Here is a 22,981-nt window from a genome sequence, read left to right on the forward strand (position 1 = left end):
TTACAATCGCTTTACTAAAAAATGCGTTTTGCGTTCAGCAAATACACCATCTCCTTCCATAATAAAATCATCGATATATTTAAATCCTGCCTTTTCATAAACATGTCTAGCCCTTGGATTTGTGACATCTGGATCGATAAAAAAAGTATCAACTTGGCTATCATAACTACTTCTAATAAAATCAATAAATACTTCTAAAGTCTTTGCCCCTAATCCTTTGCCAAAATAGGCTATATTACCAATGGTATAATCCATGCTATAGGTGTGACCATGCTTTGAAAGATAAGCTTTTTTGAGTAGTGGTATAGAATATTCCTGCTTTTCTTGTAGTGTCATGACCAAGCAATAAGGTTCGTTATAGATACACCCAATCCAATACGTGTATAGACCATCTGCGTAACTTGAAGGTTTTATACGACCGTTGATGAAATTTAAAATATCATCTTTATGTTCTTGGCTATTATCCCAAAATTCCTGAACATGGGGTTCTTTTAACCAGTTAAAAATAGTGTCTTTATGACTTAAGTTAGCTTTTTCAAAATGAATATTCATAACATATCCTGTAACAAGGTTTATCTTATACCATTTCCCAAGACTAAATTGCTACTCGGAGTACGAGTGTCGAGTACTGGATCGTCACACTACTGGACAACTAGTACATGAGGAGCAGAGATCATGAAGTACGACGATATGATGATTAGTTTTCGGAAATGGTATTATTTTTTCTTGGCTATAACTTCATAATAATGATCAATTTTCCCATCCTCTTTTGGTGTAGTCTTCACTTCTTTAAAACTAATAATGTTAAACTCTTTAAAAAGATCAATTGTTTGCTCTTTTGTATGAAAAGTCATATTTTTCTTATCCTCCTCCCAAAAAGCTACAATCTCGGGATCAAAAGTGTTTCCAACAAAATAACCACCTGAATCAATCTTATTTACAATATTACTCCAAAATTTTTCAAAATATTCAGGTTTACAAAACGGTACAGAAAAGCTAGCAACTATGATGTCTGCATTTGGTAATTCTTGAGAATCTAACTCTTCAAAAGAAGATATTAAAGTTTTAAAATGATCTTTATATTTAACAATTTCTGGATACTTAATAAACATAAAATCAAAAGCCATTTTTTGGTTGTCTACTGCAATAACATTGAAACCTTTTTCTAATAACAAAAATGTTTCATGTCCCACTCCTGCCCCTAAATCAATAGCTGTACCTCGTATTTTTTGATTATCTAGTAATTCAACTTTTTTAAAGAATTCAACAACAAACTCTCTTGCTGGTTTATAAAATTTTTCTTTGTAAAAAGCCTCCCATGCATTTGGCTTTAAAAGAGATTTTGATTCACTCATTCAATTTCTTTCCTTAAATATAGTTTTGCCATCAGACCCTTATTCTGATAACCAAGGCTTTTATAAAACTCATGACTTCCATCCTTGGCACGCCTAAGACCAGAGGTTAAATCAACGATGCTTGGGCTAGACTGTTGTGCAACATCCTCTACAAAATCCATCAGTCTTTTTCCAATAGCTTGACCTCGGTAACATTCATCAACCACAACTCCTTCAATATGAAATCTTGTTTTATCTGATATAAAAAGTTGAGATTTAGACCATGCAACCCACCCAACAATTTGGGATTCTAAACATGCTACAGCAACGCCATAACCATCGTTTTTTGTGAATCTTTGGAATCTTGCTTTTAATTCATCCTCTGAAGACCTATACCCAAGTTGTTCCATGAGAGGCAACATGCAAGAGAGGTCCTCCATTGCACAGTAACGAATTTTGATATTACTCATAAATCTCCTCCTCACAACTAACCTGAGGTTAACTTAGTTCACATATAGACCATAATTGACTTTGTCCGATTGGTGGACTGTGAAAAATAGCAGAACAATTTTTAAGATGTATAATTGGCCATCCTAAAAGTCTTTGGATAGCATAATAAACTCCACCATGTGCAACAATTAAAACGGGTTCTTGAAAGCTGAGCGTACTATTTAAAGCACACAAAACTCTCTTGTCAAAATCATTTACATATTCTGCTCCTTGGTGAGTATTGCCATCTCGCCATCTTTTCCAAATATTATCATCAACGGATTTGCCTTCATATTCACCCCAACAACATTCTGCTAACTCCGGGACAATTGTAATATCAACCTTTAGCTTTTCATTGACGATCTCAGCAGTCCTGTATGCTCTCATAAGCGGGCTTGTAACAATATGCTTTATACCCTTTTTTCCAAGAATATCAGAGGCTTCCCGTGCTTGGTTTTCTCCAGTTTGATTAAGAGGAATATCCTGCGAACCCATGTAAATATGGTGTCGATTCCAATCTGTTTCACCATGACGTAAAAAATAAAAAGGTTTTAAGGGAAGCGTCATAACTGTAATCTCTCATGCATAGTTATAAAACCTTGTGGAGCAGGATTCTCCTCTACAAAAATCAGAATTTGCTTGGCAATCTCAAAAGGTGACTTGCTCGTAGTATCAACTGTTAAATCATATTCTCGTAGGCTACCTGCGTGGACTCTATCTATTTGGTCATTAGATAAACCTATAGCACGATCACAGCGTAAAATTTCTCGCTCCTGCATCACTGAAAGATCACAAAAAACTCCAACAAAATAGACAATATAGCCATTCAAGCTTTTTATATAAGATTTGAGGCAAGCATCTTCAAATAAGACTTCATCAATGATAAGGTTATTGTTACGACTTGCAAGTAGATTGGCAAAATCTGGCATGATACCAAAGAGCTGTTCACCTTTTGGATTAGTTTCAACACGCATGGTTGGTCCACGATCATTTATCCCCGGAACGAAGGAAAAGTATCTAACATCCGGTTTATCATCAGATGAGCATGGTAATGGTGTCATACTAATAAAAGTATCTATACCAAAAGTAAGCCAAGAATCCTTACTTAAATACTGTATTGCTCTTGCGATAGATGTTTTACCAGCAGAGCCACATCCATTTAGAAATATGATTTTATTCATATGATACCTTGCTGTTCTTTCTCGTTGCTACTAATACTGCAGCCTCCTAGGAGACTGTTGGGTTAACTATATATAATATATATAACAGATTTTTATGCTCCACTAATAGCAATTTTCATTATTTTTGCAGGATTGCTTATTTTTTTCATTCTTCAATACATTACTCTTGCCCACATTTTTTTAAAGAGTTATCATTATCTAGAGCTGAAGTTATAGTAATTAAGTTAGGTAATCAATAAATTAATAGAAATACCATGGATAAAAATATTATAACTACAGAATATAAAGAGTTTTTAGAACAGTTAAAAGTCCGTGTAGCTACAAGTCGCTATCAAGCAGCACGATCTGTTAATAAAGAGCTGATAATTTTATATCACCATATTGGTAGCGAGATTTTGACTCGTCAAGAGCAACATGCCTGGGGAACTAAAATAATTGACAAACTTAGTCGTGATTTAATATCTGCTTTTCCTGAAATGAAAGGATTTAGCACTAGAAACCTTAAATATATGCGACAATTTGCTAAAGAATATCCTGAACCTACATTTGTGCAAGAGGTACTTGCACAATTAACATGGTATCATAATATTACTTTACTAGATAAGGTAATAGATAAAGAGATTCGTCTTTTTTATATTAAGCACTCTATTACATATGGTTGGTCAAGAAATGTAATGGTTATGCAAATTGAATTAGCTCTACATAAACGTCAGAGTCAAGCTATAACAAATTTTAAAAATAAATTACCATCTCCGCAGTCAGATTTAGCCCATCATACTCTAAAAGATCCATATATTTTTGACTTCCTTAGCATAGGCAATGAAGCACATGAAAGAGAAGTTGAAAAAGCGTTAGTTTCTCATATGGAAAAATTTCTTCTTGAACTTGGAGTAGGCTTTGCCTTTGTGGGACGACAATATAAATTATCAATAGGAAATGAAGATTATTATATTGATCTGTTATTCTATCATTTGCATCTTAGAGCCTTTATAATTATTGAGCTCAAGGCAGGTAAATTTTCTCCTCGTGATGTAGGACAATTAAATTTCTACTTATCAGCTGTTGATGAACAATTAAAACATTCAACTGATAATCCATCTATAGGCTTAATTCTTTGTAAGGATAAAGGAGAACAAATCAAAGCCGAATATGCACTACGGGACATGACTAAGCCAATTGGTCTTGCTGAATATAAGTTGACTGAAAGCTTGCCAGAAAATATAAAAACTGCCCTACCAACCATTGAAGAGCTGGAAGTTGGATTGTCCGAGTATTTTGATTATGAGACTCTTGAGCGGACAACTGCTAAATTACAATCATTACCTAACTTACTAGCCCAAGAAAGAAAATCATTGCACAAACTTGCTGAGCTATATCCTGATCTAGCAAGTCAGTTTGTAGGAAAACATTATGATACCCATGCAACAGAATATCAACGAGAGAAAACAGCAGATGCAAGTAGTACAGCATTAGAAGAGTTGGAGAACATTGTGAGAATATGTGGTGGTTATGAGAAATTAGGTTTAACTCCAGTACAGCCACAATTACCTGAATTAGGCAAAACACGACAACACTCTACCATAATAATCAAAAAAGTAACCAAGTAATGACCAAGTTATAGCTAACCCGTTTAGGTTCTAGGAGTACAACTGTCAAAAGTGACTCCTCGCAATAACAAAATAGTTATCTGTAACGCCAAGGTGGAACAACCAAAGAAACGGTTAAGTTTTTTACAGTAATAACTGTGTTTTGCGATACATGATAGTCGTCTACTCTAATTAAAGCTATTGCCATGTTCTGATAAATCGAACATATTGTACCAATTTTTATATTATTGGCAATAATTTCATCATCTTTTGAGATATCTAAACTGTCTGTAGTAGCAGATATACTCTCCTTCCCCTTCGAATTGGAACGTAAAACAAGGGGTGAGTGAGCGGAGCGTACATCTAGTACGTGAGCACGCGAATCCCCCACAGTTTTACGAAGCCAATTCGAAGGGGAAGGAGAGTATAATTTAAATATTTTTTTCCTTACTACTCCTTGGTATTTTGTTCTTGAAATAACTTCCTGTCCAATATAGCAACCCTTAGTGTAACTTATAGAATTCAGTTCTTCAGCACCATATTCGATTGGAATAGATCTGTTGGCAATTAAATCATCATAGCCATCGACTATGGCAAAATTATATTTATCTTGCAGGTATAGTCCTGCTGTTCCTGTAGTTATTGGTACATCTTTACTAACAATGGAACGAAAACCGAGTTGATCATAACGAGGGTCTTTGTATCCATTAAATTCCAGCTGTTGTTTTGAGTAAATAACCTGATAGATGTTAGTTAAGTCATTCACTTCAATTTTAGCACGTAATTTATAGTGCACTAAGTGATTTTTAAATAAATCAGACTGATTAACATTTATATCAATAAAAAACCTTGTTGATGATAGTTTTAATACAAAGAAATCAAATAAATACCTTCCTTGATTATTTAGAGCATAACTATAACAATAATCATTATTTTTTATATCATTAGTTGTCAAATTATGCAAAAAATTCATCGCATCATCACCCACAACTTCAATAATTGCTCTATTTGTTAATATTTCATGCATAATTACCAACTATGATATTTTAATTGACTTTATAAGTTTTATAATACTATATTATACTGATGCAATAGTTGTTTGCTATAAATTATTTATTATATGAGATGTGCTTCCTACTGTACGACTTCTGAATATAAGATGAATGACTTAGTAATAAATCTCAATAAGATTGGTCTTGAACCTAAACACTTTGATGATGTACTATATATTCAAAAAGAACAAGTAAAAAACTTAGACCCTATAGATGTTTTCTTTTTCCCATTTGGCTGTGTTACTATATGGGGAGCTGAAGAAAGCCAAGAGAAAATGATTCTAGACGATATAGTAGCTCTGCAAGCTAATCAAACTGACGAGATAATGTCTGACTTTATTTATTTTGATTATGATAAAACTACAGGTAAAACCTTTATAGATGAAGAAAAAAACCAAATCATTCTAGCAGATAAATCAACTTTTATAAAATTATCTATATCTCATGCTTTAGCTCAGTCAGTTAAGCTTAGTGTACTAGAAAAATCAGTAAGTAATTTAATTGTAAAAACAACGCCTATTCAACAAGAACTAGCCAGCACTGGCAGTGTATCACTTTCAAAAAAGGAAATATCTCAACAAATTGGCATATTATTTAACGAACGATATTCCATTAATTTACACAGCGATATACTAGATACTCCTGAATTTTTTTGGCGTCGTCCTAGTTATGAACCTTTATACTTAATGACTGCAGAGTTTCAAGATATTCAAATTCGTCAGAATATTCTTAACCATCGACTGAACATGATCCATGAACTCTATAACATTTTGTCAAATGACTTAAACTATAAACACTCAACTAGACTTGAATGGATCATTATAATATTAATTACCATAGAAGTAGTACTATCCCTTATTCATGATAAACTCTTTTTCAAAATAATTGGTTATCTTCTGAATAAAATTTAATTGACTCTACTTACATTAGACCTATGACTTTACATATGGATTCTCAGTTTTAGTATAAGTAAATCTTATTGGCACACCGGGTAAATTAAAAGCTTCCCGCAAGTTGTTTACAAGGTATCTAGTATAACTATCCGTGATTTTCTCAGGATTATTAGAGAATAATTTAAAAGTTGGTGGGCGAGTTTTTGTTTGGGTCATATATTTAATTCTAACACGTCTACCACCTTTTTGTAAGGGCAGCGGATGTTGCTCGAGTGCAAAACCTAACCAATTATTCAGTTTACTAGTAGCAATTTTTTTATTCCATAAAGTATAAACTTTTATAGCCTCATCTAATACCATATTAATATTCTGCTTTTTTAAGGCTGATATGAATATTATCGATACTCCCTTAACTTGTGGTAGATTGGTTTCCATCTTATAAAAAAATTCTTCCTTAAATTTATCTCTATTTTTCCCTTCAATTAAATCCCACTTATTAACTACTATAAGCAGGCTTCTGCCTTGCTCTATAACATAACTAGCAATATTTAGATCTTGTTGCTCCAAATTCATTTGTGCATCAACCATCAGAATAACAGTATTAGCAAACTTAATACTATTAATGGTATCAGAAGCTGATAATTTTTCTAAGGACTTGTTAATAGCTCCCTTTTTTCTTAGACCAGCCGTATCAATTAATTTAAATTTATTATCATTATATAGCCAATCAATTTCTATAGATTCCCTTGTTATACCGGCTTCAGGTCCTGTTAACAATCTTTCATTATTAATAATACTATTAATAAAAGTAGATTTTCCTGCATTTGGTCTACCACTCACCACTATTTGTATATAGTCAGCCTTTATTGGGTCGATTAATTCTTCCTCTAGTTCCTCATCTCCTAATTTTTCAGTTATTGCATCGTGTAAATCTGCCATACCAACACCATGTTCTGCAGAAATTGGCACTACATTATCAAAACCAAGCTTGTAGTATTCTTTAGCAAAATCAAACCGTCCTTCACATTTATTGACAATCAACACAGATTTTTTATCATATTTTCTGATAAAATTAGCAAAAAACTTATCTTCCGGTAATACACCATTTTTGCCATCCACCATAAGGCATAGTAAATCTGCTTCTAGAATGGCTTCTACAGTCTGCTGCATCATTCTATATTCTAATTTCGCACCTTCCACTTCTTCTAAACCAGGAGTATCAATTACCGTAAAATCGAATGGTCCAATTTGAGCATCAGCATATTTTCGATCACGTGTTACCCCCGGGAGATCATGTACGATAGCCTTTTTTCTGATAGCCAAACGATTAAAGAGCGTAGACTTCCCTACATTGGGTCTACCAATAATCGCCACAATTTTTTTATGCATCACCTTTATATTATCATAATAATTCATTAGCACTAATATACTCGGTGAACTTCAAGAATTGGCGTCGTTGTGTCTAAAGATCTCCGCTGCTCACGTACTAATGTACGCTCCGCTGCTCGACTTTGACACTCCTAGCTCTTCTTGAAGTTGAACCTTCGTCTACCAACTCTTCATTTACGAGCAGTATACTCAAATACGCAAATTCGGGATAATAATTTATCAATTCTTATCCAAATTAGGGTAAATCATTTGAATATTGCAGTATTTGAGTATATTATTAACACTTAATTATATAAAATTAAAGCATAAACAGACTTCTAAAGGACAAATATTATGCATAATGGCAGTTCTAATAATCTTTATTATGCACTAGAAGGCTTTAAAACTATGCTTATTCCAATGCGAGCAAACATAGAAATTTTAGAGCAGTGGTTTAAAAATAGTAATAATCCTGTAAAAGATAGCGGCTATACTCACGTTATGTTAGCATATTTGACACTTGCTGAAAGGATGACTAGAACATACAAGAAGCCAGAATTTAACATTAATGAATGTATTATTGATGGTACGTCTTATGTTGTTAAAGAAAAAACAGTTGCTACTAAAACATTTTGTCAATTAAAGCATTTTAGCAAAATTGGTATTAAGCAAGAAATGCCAAAGTTATTAATAATTGCTCCAATGTCAGGACACCATGCTACCTTACTTAGGGACACTGTAACTGAAATGCTCCCCTATGCAGATGTATATATTACAGATTGGCTTGATGCAAGCACTATACCTAATCAACTTGGTAAATTTAACTTAGATGATTTTATAGACTACTTAATTGAATTTATGACGTTTCTAGGACCAAATCTGCACACTATGGCAGTATGCCAACCAACAGTCCCCCTTCTAGCTGCCATTAGTATAATGTCTGCAAATAATGATATAAATGTGCCGCGGTCAATGATTCTGATAGGTGGACCTATTGATGCAAGGCTTAATCCTACAGATGTTGACTTGTTTGCAATCCATAAAAGCATGCAATGGTTTTGCCAAATGATGATTACATCCGTCCCCTTTAACTATCCTGGTTACGGAAGAAATGTCTATCTAGGGTTTTTACAACTTATGGGTTTTATCAGTTTAAATATTCCTCGGCATATTAATTCGCATTTGGATTTACTACAAAATTTGCTAGATGGCAACCTTGAAAAAGCTAATCATACCATAAAATTTTATGATGAATATTTAGCCACTATGGATATAACATCAGAATTCTATCTCCAAACAATACAAGAAGTATTTAAAGATTTTGCTCTTGCCAAAGATGAATTTGTCTCAAAAAATCGTAAAGTTCATTTAAAAAATATAACAAATTGTGCTTTACTAGGTATCGAAGGCGAGAATGACGATATAGCTGCGGTTGGACAAACTAAAGCTGCATTAGATTTGTGTTCCGGTATTCCTATGACAATGAGAAAATATCATTTACAAAAGGGAGTTGGGCATTACGGCTTATTTAGTGGTAGCAAATTCAAACAGTTTATTGTACCGATAATTAAGGATTTTATATATAGTTGTCAAAATTGAATTAGGTTTTGTTGCCAAAAATGACATGGTAATTTAAAAATCACAGGTTAGCTATAAATTATTCAGATCAGGATCACTATTAAAGTTTTGTTCAGAAAATTTAGTATTGTCAGTATCTTTAGTAGGAGAAATTCTACCAACCATTTCATCTAGGGATACTTGGAAATAATCGGCTAGGGCTACTATAATTTGACTATTTAAATTTTTTTGTTCTCGGCTTCCGTTAATAAAATTATGAATTGAATAATTAAATCCAATTTCTTTTCCTAAAATATAAAAATTTATATCTTGCTTAACAACTTTATCTTTTAAGAATTTTTTTAAGTTATTATTAATATCATCTAGTGATAAATCCTTAAATCTTCCTTTTACTTGTAATAATGGAATATATTCACTTCTGCCAACAATTTCATCTATAGAACAGTCAAAGTAGTTAGCTATTTTCAGTATAGTATGTATTTGGGGATTAGACCTTAATCCATTCATAATACTAGTAATATTATTATAAGGAATCCCACTACCCTCAGAGAAATCTCTTCTTTTCAATTTGAGTATTTCAAATTTTAATCCTAAAAATTTTTGTATTTCTTTAACAAGAGTCATATCTAAGAACTCATGGATTAAGTAAAAATAAAAAATATATCAACTGTTGACACATTTTTCTTGACAACCCCAAATAACTATAATAAACTCCCAAAAATAGGATGAGACCAAAAAAAAGAGGTCAGTAACTACTGACTATTTTTTTAAAACCAAAATACACATTTTGGTTTAGCTATCCGATTAGTATTTAGCCATATAAATTGGCGTCATTGCGAGAAGCTACTTTAGTAGCGACGAAGCAATCCAATTTAATTTTTCTAGATTGCCACGACCACTACGTGGTCTCGCAATGACGGAGTAATGCTAATCGGGTTAGCTATAAATCTCAAACTAAAAAAGCCAATATAATACTTCAGCTCTATCCTTAAATAAAGCTCAAGTATTATATTGAATATTACAGTCAACTGGTAAGTACCGAAAAGTTTCACAGGCTCAAAAGTACTTACTAGTAGAATTAATCAAATAGCATCAAATACTATTTAAATAACAACCCTTTTATTGAGGTATACTATGATTATATACAAATTTCTTAGCCAAATCAACCCCCTTTATTTTCACAGTCCTATAGCAGCAATCAATCAGCCAAGCTTATCTAGCGAAAGGCTATAGCGAACAAGCACAATCCTAGGCAACAAAGGAAGTAACATATGAATTACCAAATATTAACCTTGGCTATTTTAGCATTCAGCATAATCATCGGACAGATACTCTTAATCCTCCTCTCGATCAAATGGCTTAATAACATCAGATTAACCTATAGCGAGATCGAGGTTATTTGCAAGGATTTCTCTAACGTCTACATCAAAGCACAAAATGAAATAGCAGCTCTACATCAAAAGACCACAGAGCTAGCTAATAGTACAGTTAAGAAAGAACATCACATATTGTATGCTACCTTTCAGTTAGAAGATATAAATCTGCATCTTAAAATACTACTTGATGAGTTTAAAGTATTTGCTAGATCTAATACTACGTCACAAACCAAGAAACAAAAATAATCCTGCCCCCTGCCCCTACATTTCGGTGCGGAATCCATAACATCTAACAGCCTTTTAAACTATTTTCTTACTAAGATTTTTGCTCTATCGGTGATAATTTCATCAACTAGTCCAAATGATTTAGCTACTTCGGGATCCATGAAATTATCACGTTCCATACTTTTTTCAATAGAATCTAGTTCTTGCCCTGTATGTTTGACATACAAGTTATTGAGCATTCTTTTTAATTTCATGGTTTCTTTAGCATGAATTTCTATATCTGTAGCTTGCCCTTGGTAACCACCTGACAGTTGATGGATCATTATACGACTATGTGGCAAGGAATAACGCATACCTTTCTCACCAGCCGTAAGCAACAAAGACCCTGCAGAACAAGCTTGACCTATACAAAGAGTGGAAATTTTAGGCTTAATATATTGCATAGTATCGTAAATTGCCAAACCAGAAGTCACAACACCACCAGGAGAATTAATATACATGAAAATATCTTTTTCTGGATTTTCTGCCTCTAAGAATAGTAATTGTGCAACCACTACATTTGCCATATAATCTTCAATTTGACCACAAACAAAAACGATACGTTCTTTTAACAACCTAGAATATATATCATAGGATCTTTCCCCTCTAGGGGTTTGTTCAACTACTATAGGCACGTACGTCATTAAATTTTCTCCTAAATTTATTGTAACCTGATTATTGTAACCTGAGTTCGATATAACTTGTTATCAATATAGTCCCTGTTAGGGTTGATATTCGAAAATGCTTAGAATAATAATTATTTTTATGTCGAATTCAAGTTAAATAAGTAATTACTCACTAGCACTCGTTTGTTTCTTCATAGAAGATTCCTTAGACAATTTCTTATTGCTTACTGATTTTAGCTGATCAAAAATGCTTAAAGCTTGAGTTATAAAACTTCCTGGTTCAGAAAGATTTGCCGGAAGAATTACTGTATTACTATCTTTGGCTAACTCACCAAAAGCATTTATATATTGTTCAGCAATTTTTAAAGATACTGCGTCATTACCCCCAGACTTTTGAATAGATGCGGCAATAACTTCAATACTTTTAGCAGTAGCCATTGCTACTAATCCTATTGCCTCAGCTTCACCTTTAGCTCTATTTACTTGGTCAGTATAGGAAGCTTCAGAATTTAATACAACTTGAGCCTTCTCACCTTCTGCATGGTTTATTTTTGCTTGTCTATTGCCTTCTGAATCCAAAATTTGAGCTCGTTTCTGACGTTCTGCTGCAACTTGTAATTCCATCGCTTTAAGTATTGTTTGTGGTGGCTGAATATCTTTAATTTCATAACGCATACATTGTATCCCCCAATTCATTGCAGCTTGGTTAATAGCAGATACAATAGCGATGTTTAACGTTTCTCGTTCTTCAAAAGTCCTATCTAATGGTAATTTACCTATTTCTGAACGCATGGTGGTCTGTGCAAGCTGTGTGATGGCATAATATGGACTATTAACACCATAAGATGCAGCGATTGGATCAACAATTTTTACATATAAAACACCATCTATTAATAACGTAACATTATCATTTGAAATGGCTGTTTGAGCAGTAACATCAATAGCTTCTTCCTTCAGGGTGTGTTTATAGGCTACTCTCTGAATCACTGGAATCAAAATATTCAATCCTGGCTGCAAAACCCTATCAAATTTTCCAAACTTTTCTACAACCCATGCTTGTTGTTGTGGTACAACCTTAACCATCTGTACAATAATAAGAATTGCCACGATACTACAAACTAATAATATATATTCCATTTTAATCCTCTGTTAATTTAATCTTAGCTCGGTGACATCGTTCGCAGTTGATGCTTAACAATGTAACCTGTTATATGAATTCAGGTTAATCTAACAATTGGACGACGCTACCATCATAAATCTTAGTAATCCCTTCCAATACCACCATATCTCCTTCCTTAATTTCACTTGAGATAATCTCTGTTAAACCATTTAAACTAGTGCCAAGTTTAACATAAAGTTGTTGTACCTTATTGTCATTGATTTTATATACAAAATACTCACCTTTATTATTACTCTGTACCGATTGATTAGGCACAGCTAAATTCCTATGTTTGTTAAGAATTAGATCTATATTTACATAGCTTCCATGTACAATATTACTATTAGAATCAATGATAACTTTAGCACTTATAGTACCATTATCTGAAACATATTGTGAGATTTCAGCAATTTTTCCATTAATTAATCCACCCTTATTATCGGTTATCACTAAATTAGTGGATTCTGACACCTGATTATAAAGCTCCTCAGGTAGCTCCATTAAAATATTATTAGTAGTAGAGTTTTGAGCAATAATGCTAAAAAGATAATCTCCTTGTTTTATCTTATCCCCTATTTTGGATTTTATTATACCAATATATCCATCAAATGGAGCTATAAGAACCATATCGTTGTAACTATTCATTGCTTTAGCAAAAGCAAGCCTAGCTTCTTCTAACTCGCTATTAGATTTTTCTAGCACATCACTACTAATATATTTTTTGGCAAATAATTCCTTGTTACGGTTATAAGAAGCCATAGCTTTTCTTAAAGAGACTTCCGCTTGTGACTTAATTGACACAGCTAAATCTTGGTCAATAATAAGCAAAACATCACCTTGATGGATCTTACCTCCTTGGGAAGTAGATACTAAATCAAGTCTACCAGAAACATTTGCATAATAATCACGGCTCATACCACTCTTACATTGTCCTATAACACTGAAAACATTATATAAATCAGCCATTTGTACTTTAGTAGCTTTTACCCCAATACTCTCTTGTTCTTCAGCTATAGCATAGCAAGAAGTAATGCATATACACAAAAAAATAATTATAGTTTTAAATCTGTTATCCAACGATGTTCCTTCTCTAAAATCTTAAAACGAATTTTTTCACTTTTTTCATCTAGTTCTGTTTCCGGGATCAAAGAAGCTCCGTCAAATTCAAAACCATAAAAATTAATCTGTAATTTGCTACATATTTTCGCCACTGACTCAATATTTTCTAAAATATCGTCCACAAATATTATTGTTTTAGGATAGTAGTTTTTTTTGTGTAAAATATTCTCTAATACTGCACCTTTATCAACATCGGCTGTAAGAATCACACCTTCTTTCATCGTTGGCACACCACCCCCAATATGTAATTCATCAACTAATATTTCCTCTTTTATCGGAGTAGATTTCATAAAATCTATATTTATCCCTTTAAGCTCTGTAAGACGCCAATTGGTAAAATCCTCAATAACACCAAATTTCCCTGTGTATAATTTGGTCAGAGCAGCAGTTGGGATTTGCATCTCCCATAATCTACCTAGTATATCAGTTATATTATAGTCCACTAAGCGAATAGTACGATTTTTTAAAATAATACTGTATAAAAGATGCCTTTCTTCTCTCGCAAGACGGTTTTTGCTTTCAGCACGCCACTGCCGCCTATAAGGATGAGTTAAGCGATATTCATCTTGATCCATGATAAGTACGTCATCTACATCAAAAAGCACCAAGCTATCTTGATCTACTTTATCTATTACTTCCGATATCTTTAAAAAATCGGAAACTTTAGTTATTTTAGCAAATATATGTTTATTCATCGTTCTAATGATAAGTTTATTATTTCTTCCAAAGAATTAGCTATTATAGCTAAATCTGATTCTCGTACAAGAGTATGAACTCCATCTTTTATCAATTTTATCACTACCATGTCACTAGTAATTTTTTCTGCAAGGTTATTTGAGATGGTATAAGGTACGTCCTCATCTAGCATCCCGTGAATTAAATGTATAGCTCCCTTAAGATTAATACTATTTGAATTTAGTAACAAGTGATTTCTAGCTTCGAGTATTAATTGATAACTTATTGGATATTTATCGTTGCAATTACGCCCTCTAATCTCAAGGTATTTTTGTTGTTGCATTTGTGTTTTTTGCATTTCAGTTAAGTTTTGCCAAATAGTTTCTGTAAAATCTAGGGCAGGAGCAATACAAACAAGACCACAAACTTTATTAGGAAATTTTATAGCAGCAAGAATGGCTAACCAACCACCCATGCTGGAGCCTATGATAATAGCTGGTTGCACTACAAGTTTATTTAAAACTAGTTCAACCCCTGTAAGCCAAGATCCAATCGTTTCATCTAGAAATCTACCTGATGATTCTCCATGACCAAAATTATCAAATGTGATAAAATTATAATCACGTTTTTTACAGTAATTCTCAAGAAATATAGCCTTTTTACCATTCATACCCGACATCAAGCCATGCAAAAAAATTACCGATGGCATATTTTTTTTGCTACTTTTGTGATGATTGTAAGTGATAAATCTTTTCTTTTCTGTATTATATATTTTATGCATTTAAATTAATTATGTAAAAGATTAATGATTTCATCAGATTCACCCAAACGATATCATAAACCCACCATTTTGCAAGTAGTTCCAGCTTTATTCTCTGGTGGAGTAGAGCGAGGAACAATTGAAGTGGCTAAAATGTTAAAAAAAGTTGATTATAATGTTATTGTAGTCTCATCTGGTGGTTCATTGGTTGAAGAATTAGTGGCAGCAGGAGTGCCACATATTTCTATGAATAGTGCTACTAAAAATCCTTTGACAATATGGCAAAACGCAAGAATTCTGTCAGAAATAATTAAGGAATATAACGTAGATATAGTACATGCAAGATCGAGAGCTCCAGCTTGGAGTTGTTATATGGCGGCAAAGGCTACAGGCACTAAATTCTTAACAACATTCCACGGAATTTACAACATCTCAAATCCTTTCAAACATTTTTATAATAGCGTTATGGTCAAAGGCGAAAAGATCATAGCTGTGTCTAATTTTGTAAAACACCATATATTAATTAATTATCAAATCCTAGAAGATCAAATTGTTGTAATATATCGAGGGGTAGATTATAGTTATTTTGATCCAAAAAATGTTACCGAAGAAAAGTTACTAAAACATAAAAAGAAATACGGTATATCTAACAATACTCCTATAATATTGTTACCATCAAGAATGACCAGTTGGAAGGGGCATCTTACCCTTGTTGAAGCACTTGGCAAATTAAAACATCTAGATTTCTACTGTCTAATGGTTGGAGATTTATCCAAACATCCCAATTTTACCAATCGAGTAAAATCTCTTATAAACTTATTGAAGCTACAAAGTAAAATTCAAATTTTTGGTAATGAAGCTGATATGCTCAGCCTTTACGGTGTTTCAGATATAGTAATATCTACTTCAATTGAGCCAGAAGCATTTGGTCGCACTATAACTGAAGGACAATCAATGGAAAAGCTAGTAATTGCTACAAATATAGGTGGAGCTATTGAAACAATATTAGATAAAAAAACTGGATTTCATGTCAAACCAAACGATGCTGTTGATTTAGCAGAAAAAATCGAACATTGCTTATCTATACTCAAAACCAATGAAGGTAACAAAATACAACAAGCAGCAAGAAAAGCAGTCATCGATAATTTTTCCCTTGATTTAATGCTTAGTAAAACCTTAGATCTATATAAAGAAATGCTCAAAAAAACATAATATTTTCCCCAATTCTTTGTAGTGTCCTTACATCTTTCCACCTGTATCTATGATTTTTAAACTACCCTAGAGAGGCAATGAAAATTCTATTCTTGAAATCTACTAATTATACTTTATACTGATCCGTTATTGTATATATATCTTATAAAATTAAAGAGAGTATTATGGCTAGGATAACGATTGAAGATTGTGTTGGAAAGATTCACGATAGATTTAAGCTTGTAGCTTTAGCTGCTCAAAGAGCAAATGATATAAATTCTGGTAGTAAAATGACTATTAATAACGTGAAAGGCGATAAGGCAACTGTACTGGCATTACGTGAAATAGCTGCTGGCCATATAACGATTCCAGCCCTAAAGGCACAATTATTAAAACGTCTTCGAACAAAAAGCAGAATCGATCCTATTGATGAAGAAAATACTGATGCTTCCCTTGATACTGCTGTAGAAGAGTTTGATTATTTACCAAACGGCTCAGATCTTTGTGTTACTGAAGACTACTCTGATTTAGACGATCAAATATTTGATGATAATGCTAGTGATGATGAACAAAAATGATTATTGGTGTTGGTACAGATATAGTACAAATTCCAAGAATAGAAAGGATATTAAACCTATATGACCAGCGTTTTGTAAACATAATTCTTTCTAAAACGGAAATACAAAAGCTAACTTCTCTAAGCAAAGACCAATATGGTTGTTTTTTGGCAAAAAGGTTTGCTGCGAAAGAGGCAGTTAGCAAAGCCCTTGGTATCGGAATTGGGCGGGGTTTACGATTTAAAGACATCTCTATACTAAATGATGCCTTAGGAAAGCCCTTTGTCCAAATTTGTCATCCTGAAAATCCAAACAAATTTGGACAAATCAAAATTCACTTGTCCATTTCAGACGATTACCCAATTTCTGTAGCTTTTGCAGTTATTACCTCTAAGGTTTAGAGCTTCTCTAATAGTTCAAACATAGTTTTACCAATATCAGCTGGCGATCTAGTGATAGTAACACCTGCACTTTGCAATGCCTCCAACTTATCTTCAGCTGAACCCTGTCCATTAGAAATAATTGCACCAGCATGCCCCATTCTTTTACCTTCAGGAGCAGTAACACCAGCAATGAAAGTAACTATTGGTTTTTTAATCTTTGAGCTTTTTATTAATTCAGCAGCCTTTTCCTCAGCATCCCCTCCTATTTCACCAATCATAATAATCGATTCTGTTTCATCATCTTGTAAAAACATTTCAATACAATCAACAAAATCGGTGCCATTAACTGGATCTCCACCAATACCAATACAGGTAGATTGACCAAGACCAACAGCTGTAGTCTGTGCTACTGCTTCATAAGTCAAAGTACCGGACCGGGATATAATTCCTACCCTGCCTCTCTTATGAATATAACCAGGCATTATGCCGATTTTGCATTCATCAGGAGTAATAATGCCAGGACAATTTGGTCCAATTAATCTAGTTTTTGATCCGATTAATGCCCTTTTGACCTTTATCATATCAAGTATCGGTATTCCCTCTGTAATACACACTACCAAACTAATTCCTGCATCTATAGCTTCCAAAATTGAATCAGCAGCAAAAGGTGGTGGAACATAAATAACGCTGGCAGTAGCCTTAGTTTTTGCAACTGCCTCATGTACTGTATTATATACAGGTAGATCTAGATGAGTATTTCCACCTTTTCCAGGAGTTACCCCTCCTACCATTTTAGTACCATAACTGATTGCCTGCTCAGAATGAAAAGTCCCTTGAGAGCCAGTAAAACCTTGGCAAATTACTTTTGTATTTTTATCAACTAATATTGACATATATGCATTTTCCGTATTTTTATATGAATTATTTTACTGCATCAACGATCTTAACAGCAGCATCACCTAAATCATTTGCAGCAATTATTTTTAAACCAGAATTTGCTAAAATATTTTTACCTAATTCAAAATTGGTTCCAGCTAAACGTACAACCAGTGGAACTGTAATGCCAATCTCTTTCACTGCAGCAATAATGCCTTCGGCTATTATATCACAACGCATTATACCACCAAAAATATTAACTAAAACCCCTTGTACATGTGAATCTGATAAAATTATTTTTAGTGCTTCCGTTACTTTCTCACGATCAGCCCCACCACCAACATCTAAAAAGTTTGCCGGTTCAGCACCATAAAGCTTGATAATATCCATTGTAGCCATAGCTAGCCCAGCCCCATTCACCATACAACCAATAGTACCATCCATCTTAACATAACTAAGACCAAGGCTAGCTGCTTTTATTTCAAGAGCATCTTCTTCATCATCATCCCGCATATTTAAAATATCAGGATGTTTAAATAATCCATTATCATCAAAGTTAATCTTGGCATCAAGTGCCAATAAACTACCATCAGCTTTTGTTATTAATGGATTAATTTCAATTTGGTTAGCATCAGTTGCTATAAAAGCTCGATAGGTTGATTCAACAATTTTCATCATTTGTTTTGCCTGCTCATTCTTAAAACCAAGCTTGTATGCCATTCTACGACAATGAAATGGCTGTATGCCTGTTGCAGGATCAACTGATACTTTAATAATTTTCTCTGGAGTATTATGAGCAACTTCTTCTATATCTACCCCACCTTCAGTAGAAGCTATAAAAGTTACCTTGCTATTACTACGATCAAAAACGACACTAAAATAATATTCTTTTAAAATATCACACCCAGATTCAACATAGAGATAGCGAACCTTTTGCCCAATAGCTGACGTCTGATGAGTTACTAAGTTAATGCCAAACATTGCGTGTGCTGCTTTCTTTGCCTCTTCTTTAGTTCTTACAACTTTTACACCCCCAGCTTTTCCCCTACCACCTGCGTGGATTTGGGCTTTAACCACATATATTTCTGCTTCTAAACCATCAATTAGCCTATCGATATCTTCTTTTTGCAATATTACAACTCCTGTAGAAGTAGGTATACCATATTGCCTCAAAATCATCTTTGCTTGGTATTCATGAATATTCATTTTTATAATTCTTTAAATAATTTAATCCTAGGCTCTTATACTACAAATGTTGCCAATTTGTAAAGCTTCATTTACTACTTGTTAGACGTTAGTAGTCTTGAGGATATCTAAAATTCACCAATGTTATCCCTGCAAAAGCATAAACTAATAGATATATTCATCTTACTCTACTTTTTGCTTACGATTTTTGTCTCCTAGATATATATACTCCACTTAAGATTATTATTATTGCCCCAATAATCGAAAAATTATCTGGTATTTCCTGCCATATAACTACACTTAAAATTAAAGAAAATACAACGCTACTATAAGCTAGTATACTCATTTCAGTAGCTAAACCAATTTCTAATCCCTTATTTAATAATATTTGGTGTAAAAGCATCAACAGAGCGTTGACTAATAGCAATATCCAATCCTTTGAAGAAACTTGTGTTATATTAAAATCCACTAAAAATGGTAACATAATAAGAGAGGAAATCCAAAAATAATACACTAATACTCTATCTGAGGTCTCTGTTTTTAGTAAGTTGTGTAATGATATAATAGTTAATGCCATAAATATTCCGCTAAGTAATCCAAAAATGATTCCTGAAGTTAGAATTTCTACTGATGGCTTCAGTATTAATAAACAGCCAATAAAGCCAATTATTGCTAAAAATAATAGATCATTTTTGATAGATTTATTAGTAAAAATACCCGTTATTAGCAGTACCCAAATTGGAGACAGATTCGTAAGTGTACTAACATTGAAAAGAGACAAGTAATTTACTGCTGAAAACATGCAATACCAATATGCTGTCCCCAATAATCCCCTTGTAATTAACGCACAATATCGCTGTGATACTATTAATTGACCACGAGACCTAATAACTTTTGGTAAAAAAAAGATAGCACAAAGAAAGAATTGTAAAAATACAACTAGAGAAATAGGTATACTACTATTAAGAGATTTTACTATACTAGCTTTCATTGCTCCAAGTCCAAATGAACTTAAGATATATAATGTTGCTTTCATAGTGGTTCTACTTCATCACTCCTATTTAATTGACAACTGGGGTTATACAAATAATCCTACTTCAATTGGAGCATAAAACAATCCATAATGGGTAACTCGCAATCAATAACTTAATCAATAAATTGTCCTGCCACTACCTTTAAAATTCTGATGAGCCTTATCTAATTTTTTGATAAATTCTGGAGAATAAGATTTAAGATCATTTTTCGATCCACCCTCATATTTTTTAGCTAGATCTATCCCCCCTCTAATCATATTATAAGCAAAATTTTCTTCCTTTGTTTCTCCAGCTATTCTTTTAGGGTTCATGAACTTATAAACTTGGTATAAAGCAAAATTTTTCACTAAACGTTTTGCTTCCAATCTAGATTGATTACTTATGCCTTGTAGCTTATCTTTTGATTTTATCAAACCTCGGTTAGCTTCTTTTACCAATTGTGAATGTTGTTGCATTAAGTAACTACTTACTTCAGCAACATTCTTACTAACAAGGTTCTCATCAATTTTAACACCTAATTTTCCTAATTTCTTGTGTGCAATTTTACCTAAATATTTTTTTATTAATAGGATGATCTGTGTCTGTAATTTTGTTAGATCCATTGTTTGCTCGTTAAGACAAGCCAATATTTGTTCTATTTCCTGTTCGAAAGCATCGTTTTTACTTAACTCATTGAAAATTTCCATCGCCTCATCAGATCCAAGTTCATTATCAGTGATGCCTACTAATGCATCTTTAATTTGGTCTGCCAATTTTCTAGAGTCCCTTGGTTTTTTGTCATCTGTTTCCATTTATTAGTCCTCTGTTTACAAAGTCTATTCTTGAGTAGTAAAATGTCCTCTATAAGTTCGGTGCAACGTGACTCCCCGATGTTTTTCAATTATACTTCGGCACAGTAAGGCTGAGTCAATAGATTTTTGTTTTTTAGTAAATTTATGTTCTTTTTCAAGACATAACTCACTTATATTAATATTTTGCCAAACAAGTCCATCAAAAATTTTTGCTTTAATATAACCACTTGACTTTAAGTTATCATAATCTCCTTTGTTAAGACTCAATGCATCATCATTTAATAAAAGCTTAACATCCCCAACATTTGGGACTGGTATAGGATCAACATATTTAATATAGACTTTACCAGTTAATTCTATCTTGCTAGGTATCATAATTCTCTATCTATATTAAATTAAGCTTCTGTTATACTGCTCGTAAATGAAGAGTTGATAGACGATAGAATCAAAATCATAATCCTTTATTTTATATCACGACTCTTTGTTATCTTCTACCTCTGATTCTAGAGAAGGTTCAATAACTTCTCCTTGAAAATGATGCAATAGTGATTCTTGTTCATCATATTCTTTCAACATATAGCCACGCCCCCATACTGTATCAATATAATTTGTACCACCAGCAGCATCAGCTAATTTCTTACGTAATTTGCATACAAATACGTCTATAATTTTAATTTCCGGCTCATCAACACTACTATAAAGATGGTCTAAGAACATCTCCTTATTCAGTACTGTTCCCCTACGTAAGACTAATAATTCTAAAATAGCATATTCCTTATTCGTTAAATGAACCCTTGTTCCATCAACTTCTACAATTCTAGTATCAAGATGAATACTTACCTTGTCAAACCTAACAACTGACTCAGAATGTCCTTTAGAACGACGAACAATTGCATAAATACGAGCAATTAACTCTTCGCGGTTAAATGGTTTTGTGATATAATCATCTGCCCCACACGTAAGTCCTTTAATTTTTTGATCAACTGTAGTAATACCTGATAAAATCAGTATAGGTGTTTTTACTTTAGCAGAACGTAATCTCAGTAGGACTTCGAACCCACTAATATCTGGCAGCATCAGGTCTAAAATAATTAAATCATAATTATAAATTTTAGCTATTTCTATTCCTTCTGTACCAAACTCCACCACCTCACAAATAATTCCTTCTGAAGCTAACGTTAATTCAATAGAACTAGCTATATCACTATTATCTTCTACTAACAGCACCCTCATGATATTTCTCCCATTAACTTTTTTATAATTATTAATTTATTATTCTTTATTACACATCTATGTTCTCACTTTATCTCTATAAGAGCAAGTAATTTTATCAAAATAATATCCAAGTAACGCGAATTTGGGATAAGAATTTGTCAATTCTTATCCCAAATTCAGTGAAATTATCGAAACAATCAGATGCAGAACTGTCTCAAATCTGATTGTTTCTATAATTTTATAGTTAACTTACCTTACACATAACCCCCATGGCAATTTAAAAGTCATA

The 22,981-nt window shown here is 33.0% G+C and carries 25 protein-coding genes and 1 pseudogene; 7 read left to right on the forward strand and 19 right to left on the reverse strand.

The features are described from left to right. The 5 genes from ACFEL2_RS06915 to ACFEL2_RS06935 form a co-directional block, all read right to left on the reverse strand. Complete coding sequence (locus ACFEL2_RS06915) at positions 1 to 552, reverse strand: GNAT family N-acetyltransferase (protein WP_375331873.1); 552 nt, start codon at positions 550 to 552, stop codon at positions 1 to 3. A 164-nt stretch (positions 553 to 716) separates the two neighbouring features. Beyond that, positions 717 to 1,355, reverse strand: a complete 639-nt coding sequence (locus tag ACFEL2_RS06920) for a hypothetical protein (protein ID WP_341751739.1) — start codon at positions 1,353 to 1,355, stop codon at positions 717 to 719. Then, complete coding sequence (locus ACFEL2_RS06925; RefSeq protein WP_341751738.1) at positions 1,352 to 1,804, reverse strand: GNAT family N-acetyltransferase; 453 nt, start codon at positions 1,802 to 1,804, stop codon at positions 1,352 to 1,354. The genes ACFEL2_RS06920 and ACFEL2_RS06925 overlap by 4 nt, the downstream gene beginning before the upstream one ends. A 28-nt stretch (positions 1,805 to 1,832) precedes the next feature. Beyond that, positions 1,833 to 2,390, reverse strand: a complete 558-nt coding sequence (locus ACFEL2_RS06930) for a histidine phosphatase family protein (RefSeq protein WP_375331874.1) — start codon at positions 2,388 to 2,390, stop codon at positions 1,833 to 1,835. Further along, complete coding sequence (locus ACFEL2_RS06935) at positions 2,387 to 3,004, reverse strand: chloramphenicol phosphotransferase CPT family protein (RefSeq protein WP_375331875.1); 618 nt, start codon at positions 3,002 to 3,004, stop codon at positions 2,387 to 2,389. The genes ACFEL2_RS06930 and ACFEL2_RS06935 overlap by 4 nt, the downstream gene beginning before the upstream one ends. A gap of 254 nt (positions 3,005 to 3,258) precedes the next feature. Between ACFEL2_RS06935 and ACFEL2_RS06940 the strand changes: the two are divergent. Beyond that, positions 3,259 to 4,290, forward strand: a pseudogene (locus ACFEL2_RS06940) (PDDEXK nuclease domain-containing protein); the annotation flags it as partial. A 397-nt stretch (positions 4,291 to 4,687) separates the two neighbouring features. Here the strand turns inward: ACFEL2_RS06940 and ACFEL2_RS06945 are convergent. Next, the gene (locus tag ACFEL2_RS06945) at positions 4,688 to 5,617 is read right to left on the reverse strand and encodes a YgfZ/GcvT domain-containing protein (protein ID WP_341751734.1); all 930 of its coding nucleotides are present in this window, start codon (positions 5,615 to 5,617) and stop codon (positions 4,688 to 4,690) included. Positions 5,618 to 5,749: 132 nt separating this feature from the next. Here ACFEL2_RS06945 and ACFEL2_RS06950 point away from each other — a divergent pair, with 132 nt between their 5' ends. Then, positions 5,750 to 6,553, forward strand: coding sequence for an RMD1 family protein (locus ACFEL2_RS06950; protein ID WP_342260287.1), 804 nt, complete (start codon positions 5,750 to 5,752; stop codon positions 6,551 to 6,553). 21 nt (positions 6,554 to 6,574) lie between these two features. Here the strand turns inward: ACFEL2_RS06950 and der are convergent, their stop codons facing one another. Further along, positions 6,575 to 7,924, reverse strand: coding sequence for a ribosome biogenesis GTPase Der (der, locus tag ACFEL2_RS06955; protein ID WP_341751732.1), 1,350 nt, complete (start codon positions 7,922 to 7,924; stop codon positions 6,575 to 6,577). A 333-nt stretch (positions 7,925 to 8,257) separates the two neighbouring features. Here der and phaZ point away from each other — a divergent pair, with 333 nt between their 5' ends. Continuing rightward, positions 8,258 to 9,502, forward strand: coding sequence for a polyhydroxyalkanoate depolymerase (phaZ, locus tag ACFEL2_RS06960; RefSeq protein ID WP_341751731.1), 1,245 nt, complete (start codon positions 8,258 to 8,260; stop codon positions 9,500 to 9,502). 51 nt (positions 9,503 to 9,553) lie between these two features. Here phaZ and ACFEL2_RS06965 read toward each other — a convergent pair whose 3' ends face one another. Then, complete coding sequence (locus ACFEL2_RS06965) at positions 9,554 to 10,105, reverse strand: helix-turn-helix domain-containing protein (protein ID WP_375331876.1); 552 nt, start codon at positions 10,103 to 10,105, stop codon at positions 9,554 to 9,556. Positions 10,106 to 10,752: 647 nt separating this feature from the next. On the opposite strand from ACFEL2_RS06965, the gene ACFEL2_RS06970 reads away from it, so the two are divergent. Beyond that, the gene (locus tag ACFEL2_RS06970) at positions 10,753 to 11,103 is read left to right on the forward strand and encodes a hypothetical protein (protein WP_341751729.1); all 351 of its coding nucleotides are present in this window, start codon (positions 10,753 to 10,755) and stop codon (positions 11,101 to 11,103) included. A 59-nt stretch (positions 11,104 to 11,162) separates the two neighbouring features. Here ACFEL2_RS06970 and ACFEL2_RS06975 read toward each other — a convergent pair whose 3' ends face one another. The 5 genes from ACFEL2_RS06975 to ACFEL2_RS06995 form a co-directional block, all read right to left on the reverse strand. Further along, positions 11,163 to 11,765, reverse strand: coding sequence for an ATP-dependent Clp protease proteolytic subunit (locus ACFEL2_RS06975; RefSeq protein WP_375331877.1), 603 nt, complete (start codon positions 11,763 to 11,765; stop codon positions 11,163 to 11,165). Positions 11,766 to 11,912: 147 nt separating this feature from the next. Further along, entirely contained in the window at positions 11,913 to 12,884 is a 972-nt protein-coding gene (locus ACFEL2_RS06980; protein ID WP_341751727.1) for an SPFH domain-containing protein, read from the reverse strand. 85 nt (positions 12,885 to 12,969) lie between these two features. Then, positions 12,970 to 13,983 carry an efflux RND transporter periplasmic adaptor subunit gene (locus ACFEL2_RS06985; protein WP_341751726.1) on the reverse strand — a complete coding sequence of 338 codons (1,014 nt, stop codon included), beginning with the start codon at positions 13,981 to 13,983 and terminating at the stop codon, positions 12,970 to 12,972. Further along, positions 13,959 to 14,720 (reverse strand): DUF2608 domain-containing protein, encoded by a 762-nt coding sequence (locus tag ACFEL2_RS06990; RefSeq protein ID WP_375331878.1) that lies wholly within the window; start codon positions 14,718 to 14,720, stop codon positions 13,959 to 13,961. The genes ACFEL2_RS06985 and ACFEL2_RS06990 overlap by 25 nt, the downstream gene beginning before the upstream one ends. Continuing rightward, positions 14,717 to 15,481 (reverse strand): alpha/beta hydrolase, encoded by a 765-nt coding sequence (locus tag ACFEL2_RS06995; protein ID WP_341751724.1) that lies wholly within the window; start codon positions 15,479 to 15,481, stop codon positions 14,717 to 14,719. The genes ACFEL2_RS06990 and ACFEL2_RS06995 overlap by 4 nt, the downstream gene beginning before the upstream one ends. Positions 15,482 to 15,505: 24 nt before the next feature. On the opposite strand from ACFEL2_RS06995, the gene ACFEL2_RS07000 reads away from it, so the two are divergent. The 3 genes from ACFEL2_RS07000 to acpS all read left to right on the forward strand — a co-directional run bounded on the left by ACFEL2_RS07000 (position 15,506) and on the right by acpS (position 17,609). Next, a complete protein-coding gene (locus ACFEL2_RS07000; RefSeq protein ID WP_375331879.1) occupies positions 15,506 to 16,672 on the forward strand; it encodes a glycosyltransferase family 4 protein in 1,167 nt (388 codons plus the stop codon). A gap of 164 nt (positions 16,673 to 16,836) precedes the next feature. Continuing rightward, positions 16,837 to 17,229, forward strand: coding sequence for a DNA-directed RNA polymerase subunit omega (gene rpoZ, locus ACFEL2_RS07005; RefSeq protein WP_341751722.1), 393 nt, complete (start codon positions 16,837 to 16,839; stop codon positions 17,227 to 17,229). Continuing rightward, complete coding sequence (gene acpS / locus ACFEL2_RS07010; RefSeq protein ID WP_341751721.1) at positions 17,226 to 17,609, forward strand: holo-ACP synthase; 384 nt, start codon at positions 17,226 to 17,228, stop codon at positions 17,607 to 17,609. Before rpoZ ends, acpS begins: the two co-directional genes overlap by 4 nt. Here acpS and sucD read toward each other — a convergent pair. From sucD to ctrA, 6 genes are all read right to left on the reverse strand, one after another. Then, positions 17,606 to 18,484, reverse strand: coding sequence for a succinate--CoA ligase subunit alpha (sucD, locus tag ACFEL2_RS07015; RefSeq protein ID WP_341751720.1), 879 nt, complete (start codon positions 18,482 to 18,484; stop codon positions 17,606 to 17,608). The two genes, acpS and sucD, sit on opposite strands and share 4 nt — an antisense overlap. A 28-nt stretch (positions 18,485 to 18,512) precedes the next feature. Then, the gene (gene sucC, locus ACFEL2_RS07020; RefSeq protein ID WP_341751719.1) at positions 18,513 to 19,673 is read right to left on the reverse strand and encodes an ADP-forming succinate--CoA ligase subunit beta; all 1,161 of its coding nucleotides are present in this window, start codon (positions 19,671 to 19,673) and stop codon (positions 18,513 to 18,515) included. 178 nt (positions 19,674 to 19,851) lie between these two features. Next, positions 19,852 to 20,688, reverse strand: coding sequence for a DMT family transporter (locus tag ACFEL2_RS07025; RefSeq protein WP_375331880.1), 837 nt, complete (start codon positions 20,686 to 20,688; stop codon positions 19,852 to 19,854). Positions 20,689 to 20,802: 114 nt separating this feature from the next. Next, positions 20,803 to 21,477 (reverse strand): DUF5394 family protein, encoded by a 675-nt coding sequence (locus ACFEL2_RS07030; protein WP_341748035.1) that lies wholly within the window; start codon positions 21,475 to 21,477, stop codon positions 20,803 to 20,805. Between the two features lie 24 nt (positions 21,478 to 21,501). Continuing rightward, positions 21,502 to 21,852, reverse strand: coding sequence for a hypothetical protein (locus ACFEL2_RS07035; protein WP_341755934.1), 351 nt, complete (start codon positions 21,850 to 21,852; stop codon positions 21,502 to 21,504). A gap of 96 nt (positions 21,853 to 21,948) precedes the next feature. Then, positions 21,949 to 22,710, reverse strand: a complete 762-nt coding sequence (gene ctrA, locus ACFEL2_RS07040) for a response regulator transcription factor CtrA (RefSeq protein ID WP_342260298.1) — start codon at positions 22,708 to 22,710, stop codon at positions 21,949 to 21,951. Positions 22,711 to 22,981: the final 271 nt, after the last annotated feature.

The sequence above is a fragment of the Candidatus Tisiphia endosymbiont of Temnostethus pusillus genome (assembly GCF_964264675.1).
In the GTDB taxonomy this organism is placed as follows: Bacteria; Pseudomonadota; Alphaproteobacteria; order Rickettsiales; family Rickettsiaceae; genus Tisiphia.